General features: G+C 73.8%; 15 protein-coding genes. 8 read left to right on the top strand and 7 right to left on the bottom strand.

Going from position 1 to position 16,147, the window contains the following annotated elements:
• Window positions 1–22: 22 nt before the first annotated feature.
• Both pgfA and BBH68_RS01995 read left to right on the top strand, forming a co-directional pair.
• On the top strand, window positions 23–1,054 hold the full coding sequence (gene pgfA, locus BBH68_RS02000) for a cell envelope lipid trafficking protein PgfA (protein WP_065958472.1): 1,032 nt from the start codon (window positions 23–25) through the stop codon (window positions 1,052–1,054).
• Between the two features lie 44 nt (window positions 1,055–1,098).
• On the top strand, window positions 1,099–1,734 hold the full coding sequence (locus BBH68_RS01995) for a hypothetical protein (protein WP_065958471.1): 636 nt from the start codon (window positions 1,099–1,101) through the stop codon (window positions 1,732–1,734).
• A gap of 106 nt (window positions 1,735–1,840) precedes the next feature.
• On the opposite strand, the gene BBH68_RS01990 is transcribed toward BBH68_RS01995, so the two are convergent.
• Together BBH68_RS01990 and BBH68_RS01985 are read right to left on the bottom strand one after the other, a co-directional pair.
• Window positions 1,841–4,531, bottom strand: a complete 2,691-nt coding sequence (locus BBH68_RS01990; RefSeq protein WP_065958470.1) for an ATP-dependent RNA helicase — start codon at window positions 4,529–4,531, stop codon at window positions 1,841–1,843.
• A gap of 67 nt (window positions 4,532–4,598) precedes the next feature.
• Window positions 4,599–5,567 (bottom strand): class I SAM-dependent methyltransferase, encoded by a 969-nt coding sequence (locus BBH68_RS01985; RefSeq protein ID WP_425428756.1) that lies wholly within the window; start codon window positions 5,565–5,567, stop codon window positions 4,599–4,601.
• A gap of 357 nt (window positions 5,568–5,924) precedes the next feature.
• On the opposite strand from BBH68_RS01985, the gene rpsA reads away from it, so the two are divergent.
• Window positions 5,925–7,424: a 30S ribosomal protein S1 gene (gene rpsA / locus BBH68_RS01980; protein WP_065958468.1), complete on the top strand. Its 1,500-nt coding sequence runs from the start codon at window positions 5,925–5,927 to the stop codon at window positions 7,422–7,424.
• Window positions 7,425–7,510: 86 nt separating this feature from the next.
• Here rpsA and BBH68_RS01975 read toward each other — a convergent pair whose 3' ends face one another.
• Window positions 7,511–7,969, bottom strand: a complete 459-nt coding sequence (locus BBH68_RS01975) for a right-handed parallel beta-helix repeat-containing protein (RefSeq protein WP_065958467.1) — start codon at window positions 7,967–7,969, stop codon at window positions 7,511–7,513.
• 438 nt (window positions 7,970–8,407) lie between these two features.
• Here BBH68_RS01975 and BBH68_RS01970 point away from each other — a divergent pair, with 438 nt between their 5' ends.
• The 3 genes from BBH68_RS01970 (at window position 8,408) to BBH68_RS01960 (ending at window position 10,641) form a co-directional block, all read left to right on the top strand.
• Window positions 8,408–9,352, top strand: a complete 945-nt coding sequence (locus BBH68_RS01970; RefSeq protein WP_065958466.1) for a PAC2 family protein — start codon at window positions 8,408–8,410, stop codon at window positions 9,350–9,352.
• A gap of 53 nt (window positions 9,353–9,405) precedes the next feature.
• Window positions 9,406–10,047, top strand: a complete 642-nt coding sequence (coaE, locus tag BBH68_RS01965) for a dephospho-CoA kinase (protein ID WP_065958465.1) — start codon at window positions 9,406–9,408, stop codon at window positions 10,045–10,047.
• 225 nt (window positions 10,048–10,272) lie between these two features.
• The gene (locus BBH68_RS01960; protein ID WP_065958464.1) at window positions 10,273–10,641 is read left to right on the top strand and encodes a tetratricopeptide repeat protein; all 369 of its coding nucleotides are present in this window, start codon (window positions 10,273–10,275) and stop codon (window positions 10,639–10,641) included.
• Here the strand turns inward: BBH68_RS01960 and BBH68_RS01955 are convergent.
• Window positions 10,610–10,945: a DUF6343 family protein gene (locus BBH68_RS01955; protein WP_065958463.1), complete on the bottom strand. Its 336-nt coding sequence runs from the start codon at window positions 10,943–10,945 to the stop codon at window positions 10,610–10,612. The two genes, BBH68_RS01960 and BBH68_RS01955, sit on opposite strands and share 32 nt — an antisense overlap.
• Window positions 10,946–11,154: 209 nt before the next feature.
• Here BBH68_RS01955 and BBH68_RS01950 point away from each other — a divergent pair, with 209 nt between their 5' ends.
• Window positions 11,155–12,360 (top strand): ADP-ribosylglycohydrolase family protein, encoded by a 1,206-nt coding sequence (locus BBH68_RS01950; protein ID WP_065958462.1) that lies wholly within the window; start codon window positions 11,155–11,157, stop codon window positions 12,358–12,360.
• 44 nt (window positions 12,361–12,404) lie between these two features.
• Here the strand turns inward: BBH68_RS01950 and BBH68_RS01945 are convergent, their stop codons facing one another.
• Together BBH68_RS01945 and BBH68_RS01940 are read right to left on the bottom strand one after the other, a co-directional pair.
• Window positions 12,405–13,481 carry an RNA ligase (ATP) gene (locus BBH68_RS01945; protein WP_065958461.1) on the bottom strand — a complete coding sequence of 359 codons (1,077 nt, stop codon included), beginning with the start codon at window positions 13,479–13,481 and terminating at the stop codon, window positions 12,405–12,407.
• A gap of 105 nt (window positions 13,482–13,586) precedes the next feature.
• The gene (locus BBH68_RS01940; RefSeq protein ID WP_065958460.1) at window positions 13,587–14,810 is read right to left on the bottom strand and encodes an FUSC family protein; all 1,224 of its coding nucleotides are present in this window, start codon (window positions 14,808–14,810) and stop codon (window positions 13,587–13,589) included.
• Window positions 14,811–14,911: 101 nt separating this feature from the next.
• On the opposite strand from BBH68_RS01940, the gene BBH68_RS01935 reads away from it, so the two are divergent.
• Window positions 14,912–15,382 (top strand): type II toxin-antitoxin system PemK/MazF family toxin, encoded by a 471-nt coding sequence (locus BBH68_RS01935; RefSeq protein ID WP_425428755.1) that lies wholly within the window; start codon window positions 14,912–14,914, stop codon window positions 15,380–15,382.
• A 111-nt stretch (window positions 15,383–15,493) separates the two neighbouring features.
• Here the strand turns inward: BBH68_RS01935 and BBH68_RS01930 are convergent, their stop codons facing one another.
• Window positions 15,494–16,036: a DUF1697 domain-containing protein gene (locus BBH68_RS01930; protein WP_065958459.1), complete on the bottom strand. Its 543-nt coding sequence runs from the start codon at window positions 16,034–16,036 to the stop codon at window positions 15,494–15,496.
• Window positions 16,037–16,147: the final 111 nt, after the last annotated feature.

The raw sequence follows: 16,147 nt of genomic DNA, 5'->3' as shown, positions 1-16,147 counted from the left end.
CCCGCGGGAGGGACCGACCGCCATGCGCCGCAAAGCCAGCCTGGTGCTGCTCGCCTTCGCCGTCTTCTTCGCCGTCCTCGCCCCGCTGCTGCGCTGGTACGCCTTCCCGCGGCTGGCCAAGATCCCGCCCGACGAGTACCAGACCGCCGTCCTGGAGGCCAAGCCCGCCGTGCTCCTCGACTACGGCACCATGCGACCCAAGAAGGTCCCCCAGGTCAGCATCGTGCAGACGCTCCGCGGAAACGTGGCGGCGGCGAAGAAGGCCGGGAAGGCCGCCGGGCGCGACGTCGTCGTCTGGGACGCCCTGTCGTACATCGCCGGACCCGACGGCAAGATGGTCTCCAAGATCCCCGAGCGCTACGTCTTCGACGCCCACTCCCAGGACCCGGTCCACCAGGGCGGCGAACACGTCGACGGCGACCCGGTCCGCCGGGAGGGCATCGAATTCAAGTGGCCGTTCCTCACCGAGAAGCGCGACTACACCTACTTCGACGCCCAGACCAGGACCTCCGCGCCCATCCACTACAAGGGCACCCGCACCTTCCGCGGCCTGGAGGTCTACTACTTCGAGCAGACCATCCCCTGGACGAAGGTGCCCCTGCCCAAAACCATGCCGGTCGAGGGCATCACCCCCGAGACCGTCCGCAAGGCAGGCACCACCCGCTGGTACACCACCAAACGCATGTTCTGGGTCGAGCCCACCACCGGCGCGCCCGTCAACGGGGAGGAGATCCACCGGGAGGAGCTGCGCGGCGGCACGCTGCTCGGCGACCGCGACAAGGTGACCGTCTTCTCCGGCCATGTGAAGATGCGCGAGGACTACATCGCGCACACGGTGAAGCTCGTGAAGTCCCAGCGGCAGCTCGTCCTCCTCCTCACCACCTATCTGCCCTGGGGCTTCCTGGCCCTCGGCACCGGGCTGCTCGCGCTCTCCCTCGTGCTCGAGGCCCGGGGCCGCCGGCCCGGCAGTGACACCGGCACCCCCGACGAGGCTCCCGCCCCGCCGCCCGCACCGGCCCCGGCGCCCCCGGTGGCCCCCGCGTCCCCGGTCTGAAGCGAGCCGGCGGGGCTGTCGGTGGCGGCCCGTAGCGTACGCCCATGCCTACCACCACCTGCCTGCCCACCGCCGAACTCGTCGATCAGCTCGTCGAGCTGGCCCGCCTGGACTGGACGCCCGGCGCCACCGCGGCCGCCGCCGAGCGCTTCGGCTGGACGCCGGTGGACGACGGCTCCTGGACGGCCGCCTTCGCCACCAACACCGGCCACTACGTCGTCCCCGACTGGTTCGCCGCGCCGCCGGAGCGGCGGACGGAGGACGAGGAGTGCCACATCCCGTTCTGCTACTACTACGAGGCCGACGACTTCGACCAGGAGCTGGCCGCCGGCGGCCTGAGCGGAAACATCGACTGGCTGGAGAAGCAGCACGCCCAGGACCCCGAGTGGCGCTTCGACCGCGACGCCGACCGCGCCCACTTCGACGCCCAATGGCTGCTCGCCGTCACCCTCTTCACCCGGCGGCTCGGCGCCCCGGAGGTCACCGCGCGCGACGAGGAGCGCAAGACACCGTGGCACTACGCGGCATGGCGCTGCGGGGCGAACGCGCTGGTGGTCGGCCAGTGCACGGACAGCGGCTCCTACGACACCTTCGAGCAGGCGCTCGTATGGATCGCCCCCTACCCGGCGGACCGGCCGTTCCCGGACGCGGGCGCGTTCGACGGCCTCATCGAGTGCTGACCGGGGCGACCGGGGACCCGACGAAGGGACGGGGGGCTGAGGGGGCCGGTGCCCACGTGGCCTGCGGGCCCGATGCGTTGGGAGTGCGGGGCTTGGGCGGGCCGGGTCAGCGGCGGGCGTTGGTACGGCGCGTCGGCTCGGCGGTCGCCGGGTCCTCCGGCCACGGGTGCTTGGGGTAGCGGCCGCGCAGCTCAGCGCGCACGGACCGGTACCCCTCCCGCCAGAACGACGCCAGATCGGCCGTGACCGCGGCCGGGCGCCCGGCCGGTGACAGCAGGTGCACCAGCAGCGGCACCCGCCCGCCCGCGATCCGGGGCGTCTCCTGCCAGCCGAACAACTCCTGCAGCTTGACGGCCAGCACCGGCTGCTCCTGGCCGTAGTCCACCCGCACCCGCGAACCGCTGGGCACCCGCACCCGCTCCGGGGCCAGTTCGTCCAGGCGCGCCGCGTCCCCGGTCGCCCACGGCAGCAGCCGGGCGAGCGCCTGGCCCGCGTCCACCCGCTCCAGGTCGGCCCGCCGCCGCGCCCGGTCCAGCTCCGGGCCCAGCCAGGCGTCGAGATCCGCCAGCAGCGCCGGGTCGGACACATCCGGCCACGGGGCGCCCATCTCCCGGCGGAGGAACGCCAACCGCTGTCGCAAGGCGACCGCTTCCGGGGACCAGCGCAGCAGCTTGAGCCCCTCCTCGCGCAGCCCGTCCCGCAGCGCGGCCCGCACCAGAAGCGGGTCGGGCGCGCCCAGCGGCCGCGCCGCCAGCTCCACCGCCCCCAGCCGCTCCACCCGCCGCGCCACCACGTCCCCGCCGGACCAGCGCACCTCCTCGCCCCGCTGGTACAGCGCCGACGCCGCGGTACGCGCCGTCTCCTCGTCCACCACGGCCGCGAGCCGCACCCGCGCCGACGCCGCCGAGACGGGCCGGTCCGCGACCGCCACCGCCAGCCACGGCGCGTCCCGCAGCCGGGACCCCTCACCCAGCTCCGCGCCGGTGCCGGAAGCCATGAGATAAGACCTCTCCCCGCGCCGCCGCGCCACCCGCTCCGGAAACGCCAACGCGGCCACCAGCCCGACGACGGCGTCGTCGCCGAAGCCACCCCGCGCCCCGCGCCCGCCTCCTGATTCCGCCGGGCCCGGCTGGGAGGCGGGCGCCGGGTCGCCCGCCACGGCCGGCGCACCCCCGCTCGGCGTGGCGCCAGGCGGCGCGGTCGGGCCAGGGGCGTGCGCCGGGTGGGCGGAGGGGCGCGACTTGCTTATCGCGCTCTCCAGGCGTCGTGCCTCCTGGCGCCAGCGGGCGCTGTACGCGTCGGTGCCGCGCCGGGCGGTGCGCCAGGCGGCGGCCAGGTCGTCGCCGTACTCCCGGGGCGGTTCCTCGCTGAGCAGCGCCACCGCCTCGGCCGCCCGGCGTGCGCCGACGTCGCGCGCGCCGTCCAGCAGGGCGCGCGCGAGCCTCGGGTGGAGCCCCAGCCGGGCCATCCGGGTGCCCCGGTCCGTGGGCCGCCCGTATCCGTCCACGGCGCCGATCGCGGTCAGCACCTCGCGCGCGGCGGTCATCGCCCCGCCCGGCGGCGGGTCGAGCAGCGCCAGGCCGGAGGCGTCGGGGTCGCCCCAGCAGGCGGCCTGCAGCGCGAAGGCCGTCAGGTCCGCCACGCCGATCTCCGGGGACGGGAAGCGCGGCAGCCGGGCGTCCTCCGCCTCCGGCCAGCAGCGGTAGACGGTGCCCGGCGCCTCACGCCCGGCGCGGCCCGCCCGCTGCCGGGCCGCGGCCCGCGACGCGCGTACGGTCGTCAGCGCGCTCAGCCCCCGCGCGTGGTCCATCCGCGGCTCCCGCGCGAGACCGCAGTCCACGACGACCCGCACCCCCGGCACGGTCAGGCTGGACTCGGCGACCGAGGTCGCCAGCACCACCCGCCGCCGCGCCGCCGGCCCCGCCGCGCCCGCCAGCACCGCGTCCTGCGCGGCGGCCGGCGCGCGCCCGTGGACCTGGAGCACCTCCGCGCCGGCCGCGCCGAGCAGCCCCGCGACCCGCGCGATCTCCCCGACGCCCGGCAGGAAGCACAGCACGTCCCCCTCCCGCTCGCGCAGCGCCCGCCGCACCACCGCCGCGACGTGGTCGAGGAGGGCGGGGTCCACCCGGGTGCCGTGCGGCGGGCGGACGGGGCGCTCCGGCGGCGCCCACACCACCTCCACCGGATGCGACACCCCCTCGGCGGACACCACCGGCGCCGGCCCGCCGCCTTGCCCGCCGTGGCCCAGCAGCCGGGCCCAGCCCTCCGCGTCCGTGGTCGCGGACGCCGCGATCAGCCACAGGTCGGGCCGCAGGGTGGCCCGTACGTCCAGCAGGAAGGCGGCCGCCGTATCGGCGTCCAGGTGCCGTTCGTGGCACTCGTCGAGCACCACCGCGTCGATCCCGGCGAGCTCGGGGTCGCGCTGCAGCCGCTGCAGCAGCACCCCGGTGGTGACCACCTCCACGACGGTCTCGCGGCCCACCCGCCGCTCCCCGCGCACCGTGAAGCCGACCCGGCCGCCCACCGACTCCTCGCCCAGCAGCCACGCCATCCGCCGCGCGGCGGCCCGCGCCGCGATCCGCCGCGGCTCGGCGACCAGCACCCGCCGCGGGGGCCGGCCGGAGGGTCCCACCGCCCCGGCGAGCGCCAGGGGCACCAGCGTCGTCTTGCCGGTCCCGGGCGGGGCGCACAGCACCGCCACGCCCCGGTCCTCCAGCGCGCGCAGCAGGGCGGGGACGGCGTCGCGTACGGGAAGCGCGTCGAGCGCGTCGGCGCGGGGTGCGGGGCCGCTGGTCATCCGAACATCCTGTCAGCCGGCCGAGCCTGCGCCGCCGCCCGGACGCCCCCGTTCCGCCGCCCCGGCATCAGTCCCGCTCGCACACGAAGATCGCCGTCCCCGGGATCAGATTCCCGCGCAGCGGGGACCAGCCGCCCCACTCCTGGTCGTTCCAGGCGGGCCATTCCGGTTCCACGAGGTCGAGCAGCCGGAAGCCCCCGGCCACCACGTCCCGCACCCGGTCGCCCAGGGTGCGGTGGTGCTCCACATAGACGGCCCGGCCCGTTTCGTCCTGCTCGACGTAGGGCGTGCGGTCGAAGTAGGAGGCGGCGACGCTCAGCCCCTCGGGGCCGGGTTCGTCCGGGAAGGCCCACCGGATCGGATGCGTCACCGAGAACACCCAGCGCGCGCCCGGCCGCAGCACCCGGTGCACCTCGCGCATGACCCGCACCGGGTCGGCGACGAAGGGGATCGCCCCGTACGCGGAGCAGGCGAGGTCGAAGGAGCCGTCCCTGAAGGGGAGCGCCGTGGCGTCGGCCTGGACGAGCGCGACCGTCCCCGAGCCCCCCGTACCGGCCGCGCCTCCCGCACCGGCCGCGCCCCCCGTACCAGCCGAGCCGGCCGCGCCTCCCGAGACAGCCGCGCCTCCCGAGACAGCCGCACCCGCTTCGGAGTCCCTCCGCAGCGCGTGCCACAGCTGCCGGTGCGAGATGTCGAGCGCCACCGGCCGCGCCCCCCGCGCCGCCAGCCAGCGCGAGCACTGCGCCGCGCCCGCCCCGACCTCCAGGACGGCCAGCCCCCTGAGGGCGTCCGCCGGCCCGAGCAGACCGGCCTCGGCCTCGTCGAGCCCCTCGGGGCCCCAGACGAAGCGGTCGTCGCCCAGGAAGCCGCCGTGCTCCTCCTGGTACTCGTCCGCGTTGCGGTCCCACCAGCCGCGGTTGGCCCGGCTGCTCTCCGCGGCGTCGGCGGTGCGCCGGGTGGCCGCGGGTTCCTCGGGGTCGCCGGCCATGGGCTCGGCGGGGTCGTCGGTTGCACGAGGCATGTGTTCTTGGACCATCGGGCGCGTCGTCGTACTCTCTGTATCGACCTGTGGCTGTGGGGAACGGCTGGACTCCGCGTCGCAGCACGGACTGTGCGATGTGCCGGGTTTGGGGCTAAATGTCCCGCGTGCGCTCTTCGTGCATTGACCCTGCCCGGCTGCCCCCGTATGCTACAAGTTGCGCTGCGGGCCTGCGCGCCTCAGACGGAGCAGGCCGCGCTCGCACCTGTTGTAGTCCCCTCGGTCGCCGAGGCGCTTTTCGATCCCTCGGGAAGAGATCAACGCCTCCGAGGCTGTCCGGCTTCTTCAGTGCGATACGGGTCCCCGGCGTAGCAGTACCTACGACTTCATGTCCGTACCGGAGCCCTTTCCCACATGACGAGCAGCACCGAGGCAACCCGCACCACCCCGCAGGTGGCGGTAAACGACATCGGTTCCGAGGAAGCCTTCCTCGCCGCGATCGACGAGACGATCAAGTACTTCAACGACGGCGACATCGTCGACGGCGTCATCGTGAAGGTCGACCGGGACGAGGTCCTGCTCGACATCGGTTACAAGACCGAAGGCGTCATTCCTTCCCGTGAGCTTTCGATCAAGCACGACGTCGACCCGAACGAGGTCGTGGCCGTCGGCGACGAGATCGAGGCCCTTGTTCTCCAGAAGGAGGACAAGGAAGGCCGCCTGATCCTCTCGAAGAAGCGCGCCCAGTACGAGCGTGCCTGGGGCACCATCGAGAAGATCAAGGAAGAGGACGGCATCGTCACCGGTACCGTCATCGAGGTCGTCAAGGGTGGTCTCATCCTCGACATCGGCCTCCGTGGCTTCCTCCCCGCCTCCCTGGTGGAGATGCGCCGCGTCCGCGACCTTCAGCCCTACGTGGGCAAGGAGCTCGAGGCCAAGATCATCGAGCTGGACAAGAACCGCAACAACGTGGTCCTGTCCCGCCGTGCCTGGCTGGAGCAGACCCAGAGCGAGGTCCGCCAGACCTTCCTCACCACCCTCCAGAAGGGCCAGGTGCGCTCCGGCGTCGTCTCCTCCATCGTCAACTTCGGCGCCTTCGTGGACCTGGGCGGCGTGGACGGTCTGGTCCACGTCTCCGAGCTGTCCTGGAAGCACATCGACCACCCGTCCGAGGTCGTCGAGGTCGGCCAGGAGGTCACGGTCGAGGTCCTGGACGTCGACATGGACCGCGAGCGCGTGTCCCTGTCGCTCAAGGCGACCCAGGAAGACCCGTGGCAGCAGTTCGCCCGGACCCACCAGATCGGCCAGGTCGTCCCGGGTAAGGTCACCAAGCTGGTTCCGTTCGGTGCGTTCGTCCGCGTGGACGAGGGCATCGAGGGCCTGGTCCACATCTCCGAGCTGGCCGAGCGCCACGTGGAGATCCCGGAGCAGGTCGTCCAGGTCAACGACGAGATCTTCGTCAAGGTCATCGACATCGACCTCGAGCGCCGCCGCATCAGCCTCTCGCTGAAGCAGGCCAACGAGTCCTTCGGTGCCGACCCGTCCGCGGTCGAGTTCGACCCGACCCTGTACGGCATGGCCGCGTCCTACGACGACCAGGGCAACTACATCTACCCCGAGGGCTTCGACCCCGAGGCCAACGACTGGCTCGAGGGCTACGAGAAGCAGCGCGAGGAGTGGGAGCGCCAGTACGCCGAGGCGCAGCAGCGCTTCGAGCAGCACCAGGCGCAGGTCATCAAGTCCCGCGAGGCGGACGAGCAGGCCGCTGCCGAGACGGGCGGCGCCGCCCCGGCGCAGGGTGGCCAGGCGTCCGGCGGTTCGTACTCCTCGGAGTCGGCCGACAACTCCGGCGCCCTTGCCTCGGACGAGGCGCTGGCCGCGCTTCGCGAGAAGCTGGCCGGCGGCCAGAGCTGAGGATCGGCCGCGTCGGCTCCGGCTGACGGGCTGACCAGCGGCTGACAAGGCCCGACGTGAGGCTCGCTCTCCCTGGAGAGCGGGCCTCACGCATGCCCGGGGCGCCGTACCGTGACGGAGTCGACCGTGACGCTCTCGGCCCGGTCGATCACGACGCCCTCGCGGCCGCCGGCGATCGTGATGCCCCGCACCGTCCAGTACGAGGCGCCGTCCAGCCGCAGGCCGTACGCGGCGCCGTCGCGTGCCGTGAGCACCGCTCGTGGGGAGCCGGTGAGCGTGATCCGGGCGTCCGCGGTGCCGGAGGCGGTGATCACCAGGCCGCCGCGGTATCTGCCGTCGGCCAGCTCGATGGTGTCGCCGGGCCTGGCGGCCGCGAGGGCGCTCTCGAGCTGGGTGGTGTCGGAGACCTGGATCGGCCGTGCGGCGGTGCTCTCGTGGCCGTCCTCGGCGGCCGCCCCGGCGGCGACCAGCCCGCCGACGGCGAGGATTCCGGCGGCGGGCGCGGCGATGAGGCCGCGGGTGCGGGAGGGGGTGCGGGAGTGCATGGGGGTTCCGCCTTCCTGCCGTGGTCAGGGGTGGCACCTTCGTGACGCGTAGGAGTTCTGGTGACTGAACGTGAGACGACAGCGTGAACCTCTGACGGATCGCGAAGTTAAGCGTGCCGCATGGGCGCGTCAACCCCTCGGAGACCGCCCATGACATGCATCCGGCCTGCGTCCGGAAGGCCGTCAGCGGCCCCCCGCCGCCCGGCTGACGCCCAGTGAGCGGGGGGAGCGGCCCTCCGGCCCGCGCGGCCGGAGGCACGACGGCGCCAAGTGCCGTACGGAACGGGCATCCTGCACTCCCGCCACGGCGCCGCACCCCGCGGCGTACTGTCCTGAAGTGATCGATCGCGCGCATGTCGTGAAGACGAGGACGGGGCCCGGGAATGCCGCGCCCTCGCCCGACGTTCCCCGAGCGGAACACAAGGAGGAGCGGTCACAGTGCTAGATCCGCAGGATTTGTACGCGTGGGAGCCGAGCGGACTCGCGGAAGTCGACGCGATAACCTCCCGGGACTCGGCCGGGGTGGTGCTGCTCTACCACTTCGACGGCTACATCGACGCCGGTGAGACCGGCGACCAGATCGTGCGCCGGCTGCTCGGCGGGCTGCCGAACCAGGTCGTCGCCCGCTTCGACCACGACCGCCTCGTCGACTACCGGGCGCGCCGCCCCCTGCTGACCTTCAAGCGCGACCGCTGGACCGACTACGAGACCCCCACGATCGAGCTGCGCCTGCTGCGCGACGCGACCGCCGCCCCCTTCCTGCTGCTCTCCGGGCCCGAGCCGGACGTGGAATGGGAGCGCTTCGCGGCCGCCGTGCGCCAGATGATCGAGCGGCTCGGGGTGCGGCTGTCGGTGAACTTCCACGGGATCCCCATGGGCGTGCCGCACACCCGCCCCGTCGGCATCACCCCGCACGGCAACCGCACCGACCTGATGCCCGGCCACCGGGGCTACTTCGACGAGGCCCAGGTGCCCGGCAGCGCCGAGTCCCTCATCGAGTACCGGCTTGCCGAGGCCGGCCACGACGTGCTCGGCGTCGCCGCCCACGTCCCGCACTACCTCGCCCGCTCCGCCTACCCCGACGCGGCGCTCACCGCGCTGGAGGCGATCACCGCGGCCACCGGCCTGGTGCTGCCCGGAGCGGCCCACGCGCTGCGCAACGAGGCGCTCAAGACCCAGGAGGAGATCGAGCGGCAGATCTCGGAGGGGGACGAGGACCTCGTCGCCCTCGTCCGCGGCCTGGAGCACCAGTACGACGCGGTGGCCGGGGCGGAGAGCCGCGGCAGCCTGGTCGCCGAGCCGGTCGAGCTGCCCTCCGCGGACGAGCTGGGGGCCGAGTTCGAGCGCTTCCTCGCGGAGCGGGAGGGCGACGGCGGCGCGTAGGAAAGTCGCAGAGCGCGCGGGGAGGCCGGGGAGTGCTCGTCTAGGCTGACCCCATGCTGAGGCTGGGGCTCACGGGCGGAATCGGTGCGGGCAAGAGCGAGGTGTCGCGCTTGCTGTCCTCGTACGGAGCGGTGCTGATCGACTCCGACCGGATCGCCCGGGAGGTGGTCGAGCCCGGCACCCCCGGACTCGCGGCCGTCGTCGCCGAGTTCGGCCCCGGCGTCCTCGCTCCCGACGGCGCTCTGGACCGCCCCAAGCTCGGCGGCATCGTCTTCGCCGACCCGGAGCGGCTGCGCGCCCTGAACGCGATCGTGCACCCCCTGGTCCGCGCCCGCTCCGCCGAGCTGGAGGCGGCCGCCGGGCCGGACTCCATCGTGGTCCACGACGTGCCCCTGCTCACCGAGAACGGCCTGGCGCCCCTGTACGACCTGGTGCTGGTCGTCGACGCCGCGCCCGAGACCCAGCTCGACCGGCTGGTCAGGCTGCGCGGCATGACGGAGGACGAGACGCGGGCCCGGATGGCGGCCCAGGCGACGCGCGAGCAGCGGCTGGCCGTCGCCGATGTCGTGATCGACAACAACGGGCCGCTGGAGGAGCTGGAACCGCAGGTCAGAAAGGTCTGGGCGGAGCTGTCCGAGCGGATGGCGGACGGCACGGGCAGCGCGGCGGCCGACCCCGGGACCCGCGACGGCTGACCCCGGGACCGCGGGCAGTGACGGCTGGCCCCGGGACCGTGGGCGGCGACGGCTGACCCCGGGACCGCGGGCGGCGACGGCTGGCCCCGGGCTCCGGCTCTGACGGCCTCTGGCGGGAATGCGCCGTGCTGCGGCATTGTTGAAGACCCGTACCAGCGATCACCTCGTCCGACGATCATCTCGCAGCGATGGTGATCGTCAGCGCGTTCCGGGAAGGAAACGGTCGTGCCCGAGCCCACGCCCGAGACCCATGTCATCGACTACCGCGCGGCCGAGCAACTGCTGGCCGCCCGCGACCCGCGCGGCGCCGTGAAGCTGCTCGATTCGGTCATCACCGCCCACCCCGAGAACACCGCCGCCCGGCTGCTGCGGGCCCGCGCCTTCTTCGGCGCGGCGCAGCTCAGGGCCGCGGAGCTGGAGTTCCAGCTCGTCCTGGAGCGGGAACCGGACAACGCCTTCGCCCACTTCGCCCTCGGCCGCACCCTGGAGCGCGCCAACCGCCCCGCCGAGGCCACCCGCCACTTCCGCCTGGCGGCGGCCCTCGACCCGCGCCCCGACTTCGTCAAGGCCGCGCGCTTCGGCGAAAACGGCTGACCCGTCTCACCCGCCGCGGGCCCGCCGGATACGGGCCGCGCACCGGCGCGTACGGCGGCACGTCCCGCCCGGGCTGGTAGTGCGGCCCCTGCCGGATGTGCCGGAGGACCAGCACCAGATCGGTGAGGGTGACGGCGGCGAGCACCCCGCAGACGGCGGCCCAACCGGGACGGTGGGCCAGCCAGAACGCCACCGTGCCCGCGACGGTCCAGGCCAGCCCCCACAGGGCCAGCGCGCACCGCATGCGCAGCGGGCTGCGCGCGTGCAGCGGCTCGTCGCCCGTACGGATCATCCGGCTCGGCATGGCGCACCATCTCCCACTTCGAATCTACCGCCGCGCCCCCCGGCACCCCGGCACCCCCGCACCCCCCGCGCCGACCGGCCTGCCGCCATCGGGCCCGCCCGCCCTCCGGACCGCGGCCATCGGGCCTGCCGCCCCGCCCGCCCTCCGGCCTGCCGCCATCTGGGAGCATGGCCTGAGCACGTCAGCACTACCCCCTGAGGAGCCGCGCGATGATCCGCGAGTCATGGGACGAGACGGCCGCCCGGAGGGCCCGCATCCGCGGCTGCCTGCTCGGGGGAGCGATCGGCGACGCCCTGGGCAACCCGATCGAGTTCCTGTCCCTGAGCCGGATCCGCGAGACCTACGGGCCGGACGGGATCACCGCTCTCGTCCCGGACTCCGACGGCGTCACCGGCCGGATCACCGACGACACCCAGATGACCCTGTTCACCGCGGAGGGGCTGATACGGGCCTGCGCCAGGGCCTCCCTCAAGGGCATCGGCGGCGCCGAGATCGCCATCGTGCGCAACGCCTACCTGCGCTGGCTCGAGACCCAGACCCACCCCGCGCCGCCCCCCGCCCGCCAGGAGCACGACCTCGTCCGCTCCGGCTGGCTGCGCGAACAGCCGTGGCTGTACGCCCGCCGCGCCCCCGGCAACGCCTGCCTGTCCGGCCTCGAACACGACCACATCCCCACCCACTCCGACCCGCTCGACGGCACCCCCGGCCCGGTGAACACCGGCTCCAAGGGCTGCGGCACCGTGATTCGCTCCGCCCCCTTCGGCCTCACGGGCGCGAGCGCGCCCGACTGCTTCGAACTCGCCGCCCGCTGCGCCCGGATCACCCACGGCCACCCCACCGGCTCGTACGCGGCGGGCGCCCTGGCCGCCATGATCGCCCACCTCGTCGAGGGCGACTCCATGGAAGGCTCCGTCCTGCGCACCCTCGAACTGCTGGCCCGCTACCCGGGACACGAGGAGACCAGCGCCGCCCTGCGCAAGGCCGTCGCCCTGGCGGCGGAGGGGGAGCCCAGCGCCGAGAAGACCGAAACGCTCGGCGGCGGCTGGATCGCCGAGGAGGCCCTGGCCATCGCGGTCTACAGCGCCCTCGCCCACGCGACGCCGCGGCCCGGCCTCTACAACAAGGGCGGCGGCATCGGCTACGACCCGAAGTGGCGGCGCACCCCCCTCCAGAGGGCCCTGCTGCTGTCCGTGAACCACTCGGGCGACAGCGACTCGACGGGCTCCATCTGCGGCAATCTGCTGGGCGCCCACTACGGCGACCTCCGCCTGCCCCCGATGTGGCTGACGCGGATCGAGGGCCGGGGCACCATCGCCGAAGTCGCGGACGACTTCTCCTCCGTGTTCCACCAGTCGATCGAGATGTACGAATACGACGGCAGGATCTTCCCGGACTCGCGCTACCCGCTCTACTGACACCGACCAGGCCGCCGGACGACCCTCCAAGGCGCACGCGTTCCCTACTCGTACTCGGTGCCGCCCTTGCGCGTCAGATACGCGCCGCTGACCACCTTGGCGATGGCCCGGCCGCCGAGCACCGGGCTGTACCGGTCGCTCGTCGCCCGCACCACCACCCCCTCCCTGATGTGCAGGCCGGTGCCGGAGACGGTCTCGCGCCCGTCGGCCAGCTCCAGCACCCGCCGGGCGTCGTACGGCCCGGCGTACAGCGTCGGGACCACCGGCAGCCGGCCGTCCAGTGCCTTCGCCACCTCCTCCGGATCCAGCCAGCGCACCCGCCCGCCGACGTCCACCGCGACGTCGAACACGGCGTACCCGGGGACCCCGCGCCGGCTGTCGGTCCCGTACCCGAGGTCCTGCACCCCGTCCCCGTACACCTCGCCGAAGATCCCGACCCGCGCCGCACCCAGCTCGGCGGCCACCCGCGCCGCCACGGCGGCCACGCCGTGCCCGCGCATGGCACGCCAGTAGAGGTTCTTCTCGTCCTCCACCAGCGCCAGCCGCTGGGCCCCCAGGCCCTTCGACGTCACGCGCACCTCCCCGCCGTCCGCGCAGTACGTCAGGCAGCACGCCGTCCCGTGCAGCTTCTCGGTGACCGCGACGGGCTCCCCGTCCTCGAACACGTCCGGGTAGCGCTTGAGGTTCTCGATGTCGATCCACGGCAGCAGATCCGGCGAGGGCTCCACGTCCCCGCTCATCGAGATCGGCACCGGCGGCACCCACTTGACGATCCCGAGCCGCTCGGCGAAGTCCACGCCCTCGCGGGCCGCCCGCTCCAGGTCCACCTCCGCCAGCGCCCGCGGCCGGCACACCAGCCCCTGGGACAACTCCCCGCGCAGCCGGATCGCCTTGACCCGGTTGTGCCCGGCCCCCGCCAGCTTGCCGGTCAGCCCCAGTTCGTCGATCAGTTCCGCGGGCAGCACCGCCTGCTCCGGCACGTACACGGCGAACTCGCCCGACCGGAAGGCTCCCTTGGCCACCACGGCCCGGTACAGCCCCACCTGCGCCAGCTCCAGTGCGTCGGCGTTCGGGTGCTCATGGATGGTCAGCCGCTCGGCGGTGACGCGCAGCGTCGACATGCTCGGGTCCCCCGTCCCTCGTTGTGTGGTGTGCCACCACTGTGGGGCGTGGGCGAGCGGACCGGCCACCGATTTTGCGGCGGGGCGGGCCCGCGGCACGGCCGATCAGGCCGCGCCGGGCCGCTCCGCGCGGTCGCCGCGGAGCCAGCGCTGGATCTTGTGCAGGAAGGGGTAGCGCTCGCGCTGCTCGCGGGCGTTGCGGTCGAGTTCTTCCATCAGGCGCATCGAGCGCTGTTCCATGTCCAGCTCGTCGAGGATCCGGTCGATCTCGGCGAGCAGGGCGCCCTGGAGCTGCCACTGGCGCGGGTGCTGCTGGACCCGTTCGAGGAGGGTGTGGGCGACGACGTCGCGGCTCGCGTGGGCCTTGACGAGCTCGCTGGCCAGCCGGGTCTCGGCCTCCTCGGCGTTCGCGCTGACCTGGGTGGTGACCAGGACGGCGAAGCTCTCGACGGCCGCGGCGAGGTGGACGAAGAGGTCCTCCAGGGCGGTCGCCACGTCGGAGGGGAACAGGGGCTCGTCGGTCCGTTTCTTGGCGAGGTCGGTGAGGGTGCGGGCCAGGACGCGCAGGACGACCATGCAGATCTCCAGGGTGTCCAGGCCGGTGCGCAGCACGACGCGGTAGAGCAGCCCCTCCTTGACGCGGGGGTTGAGCCGCAGGCTGTCCTCCGCCTGCCGGAGGGCGGCGTCCACCTGGGCGATGTCCTGGTCGAGGCGGCGGGCCTCGTGGAGCCGGGCGGCGGCGCGCTCGACAGGGGTGTGGCCGCCGAGCTCCTCGCCGATGTGCAGCAGCAGCCGGCGCATGCGGCGGGCCAGGTCCTCGATGGACTTCCCGGCGGTCTCCACCCACACCGGCGGGGCGAACAGCAGGTTGAAGGCCAGCCCCACCCCGGCGCCGATCAGCGTCTCCAGCACCCGGTCCCAGGCCGTGTTCGCGACCCGGGTCACGCCGAGGACCAGCATCGCGCTGATCGCCACCTCGGCGACGAACTCGCTGACCCGTACGAAGTGGCCCACGGTCAGCGCGACCAGGATGATCAGCCCCAGGCTCCACCAGGTCAGCCCCACCAGCGCGCTGAACCCGATCGCGATCATCACGCCGACGACCACGGAGTTCACCCGGCGGATGCCGGTGGTGATGGTGGCGTAGAGGGTGACCTGCACCACCAGCAGGGCGGTGAGCGGCGCGGTGAGCGGGGCCGGCTCGCTGCTCAGCCGCAGGGCGACGACATACGCGATGGTCGCGGCGGCCGTGGAGCGCAGCGTCTGCACGACCACCGGGTCTTTCCGCCGTTTGACGAGGTCCGCCACTGGGTCGAGAACATCTGGCACGTTCTGCCCCTTCCCGCATCAGGAGTCACACAGGCATCACTACGTCGGCTTGCCACCTGAGCGGCCCCTCACACGCCACCCGGAACCACGGACGGACTAACGTGTGCGCCGTGATCACGCCATTCAACGAGCCCGGCGGCGCCGCCCCGCTGCCGGGCAGCACGGGCCCCGCCGCCACCGTGGAGGCGCGGCCGCGCCAGGTCGGCCGCGTCCGCACCCAGTACGCGCCGGACCCGGACGGCGACCCGGACCCGGGGGAGATCGTCTGGACCTGGGTGCCGTACGAGGAGATGGACGGCCGGGGCAAGGACCGGCCGGTGCTCGTCGTCGCCCGGGAGCGCGGCGGGACGCTGCTGGCCGTACAGCTGTCCAGCAAGCGGCACGACGGCGACCGCGAGTGGGTGGTCATCGGCGCGGGGCCCTGGGACCGGGCCGGGCGCGACTCGTGGGTGGACCTCGACCGGGTGCTGCGGGTGCACCCGGAGGGCATGCGCCGGGAGGCCTGCGCGCTGGACCGGCCGCGCTTCGACCGGGTCGTGGCCCGGCTGAGGCAGCGCTACGGCTGGAGCTGAGCGGCGCGGCGGGCTCCTGCCCGGGCCGAGGCGGACGCCGGGGGGTGGGGCCGGGGGCCGGGCCGGCGCGGCCGGTTGGCCGGGGGCCGGGGCCGGGGGGCCGGGGGCGGGTCAGGCGTCGGCCAGCGCCAGCAGCTTGGTGACCGTGTTCCAGTTGCGGGCCGTCGCCGTCACGCCGAGCCGCACCCGGGTGACCCTCTCCGCCAGCTTGGAGCGGCCGATGCCGCCTGGCGTGCGCAGATAGATCTCCCGCCCGGACAGTCGGAACTCGTCCGGGGCGTACGGGGCCGGGTCCACGGCGTCCAGCGCGGCCGGGTCGGCCGGCGCGGCCGACAGGAACACCACGTGCAGCGTCTTGGGCTCGGCCGCGGCCTCGGGGTACGGATTCGCCTCGACGGCGGCGGCCAGCTCGTCCCGGGTACGGACGATCACCGGCACCGTCAGCCCGAGGTCGGCCGAGATGCGGTCGGTGATCGTACGGGCGGTCTGCTCGGGCGGGGTGCCGGGGTCGGCGAAGACGATGTTGCCGGTCTGCAGATGGACGGTGACGTCCTCGAAGCCCAGGTCCCGCATCAGCTCGCGCTGGCGCGCCATCGGGAACTTGTTGTGGCCGCCGACATTGATGCCGCGCAACAGCGCTATCTGGGACGACATGGTGAGGACTCCTCCGGATGAGATGACCGGATCCTACGCTCGCGTCCAGTAGCGTGACTCCTCCGGATGCGCGGAGCGATCAGGGGGCGACGAGGTGTCAAGGGCCGCTGG

The sequence above is a fragment of the Streptomyces sparsogenes genome, from assembly GCF_001704635.1.
Classification (GTDB): Bacteria; Actinomycetota; Actinomycetes; order Streptomycetales; family Streptomycetaceae; genus Streptomyces; species Streptomyces sparsogenes.
Note: the sequence above shows the minus strand (reverse complement) of the source record. Positions and strands in the feature narration are given on the sequence as shown.

Bases quoted from the DNA above. Each gene is read 5' to 3' on its own strand.
- BBH68_RS01995 (WP_065958471.1), top strand. From the start codon at position 1,099: ATGCCTACCACCACCTGCCTGCCCACCGCCGAACTCGTCGATCAGCTC.
- BBH68_RS01945 (WP_065958461.1), bottom strand. From the start codon at position 13,481: ATGTCGACGCTGCGCGTCACCGCCGAGCGGCTGACCATCCATGAGCAC.
- BBH68_RS01985 (WP_425428756.1), bottom strand. From the start codon at position 5,567: ATGGTCCAAGAACACATGCCTCGTGCAACCGACGACCCCGCCGAGCCC.
- BBH68_RS01955 (WP_065958463.1), bottom strand. From the start codon at position 10,945: ATGCCGAGCCGGATGATCCGTACGGGCGACGAGCCGCTGCACGCGCGC.
- BBH68_RS01990 (WP_065958470.1), bottom strand. From the start codon at position 4,531: ATGACCAGCGGCCCCGCACCCCGCGCCGACGCGCTCGACGCGCTTCCC.
- rpsA (WP_065958468.1), top strand. From the start codon at position 5,925: ATGACGAGCAGCACCGAGGCAACCCGCACCACCCCGCAGGTGGCGGTA.
- BBH68_RS01975 (WP_065958467.1), bottom strand. From the start codon at position 7,969: ATGCACTCCCGCACCCCCTCCCGCACCCGCGGCCTCATCGCCGCGCCC.
- pgfA (WP_065958472.1), top strand. From the start codon at position 23: ATGCGCCGCAAAGCCAGCCTGGTGCTGCTCGCCTTCGCCGTCTTCTTC.
- BBH68_RS01950 (WP_065958462.1), top strand. From the start codon at position 11,155: ATGATCCGCGAGTCATGGGACGAGACGGCCGCCCGGAGGGCCCGCATC.
- coaE (WP_065958465.1), top strand. From the start codon at position 9,406: ATGCTGAGGCTGGGGCTCACGGGCGGAATCGGTGCGGGCAAGAGCGAG.
- BBH68_RS01930 (WP_065958459.1), bottom strand. From the start codon at position 16,036: ATGTCGTCCCAGATAGCGCTGTTGCGCGGCATCAATGTCGGCGGCCAC.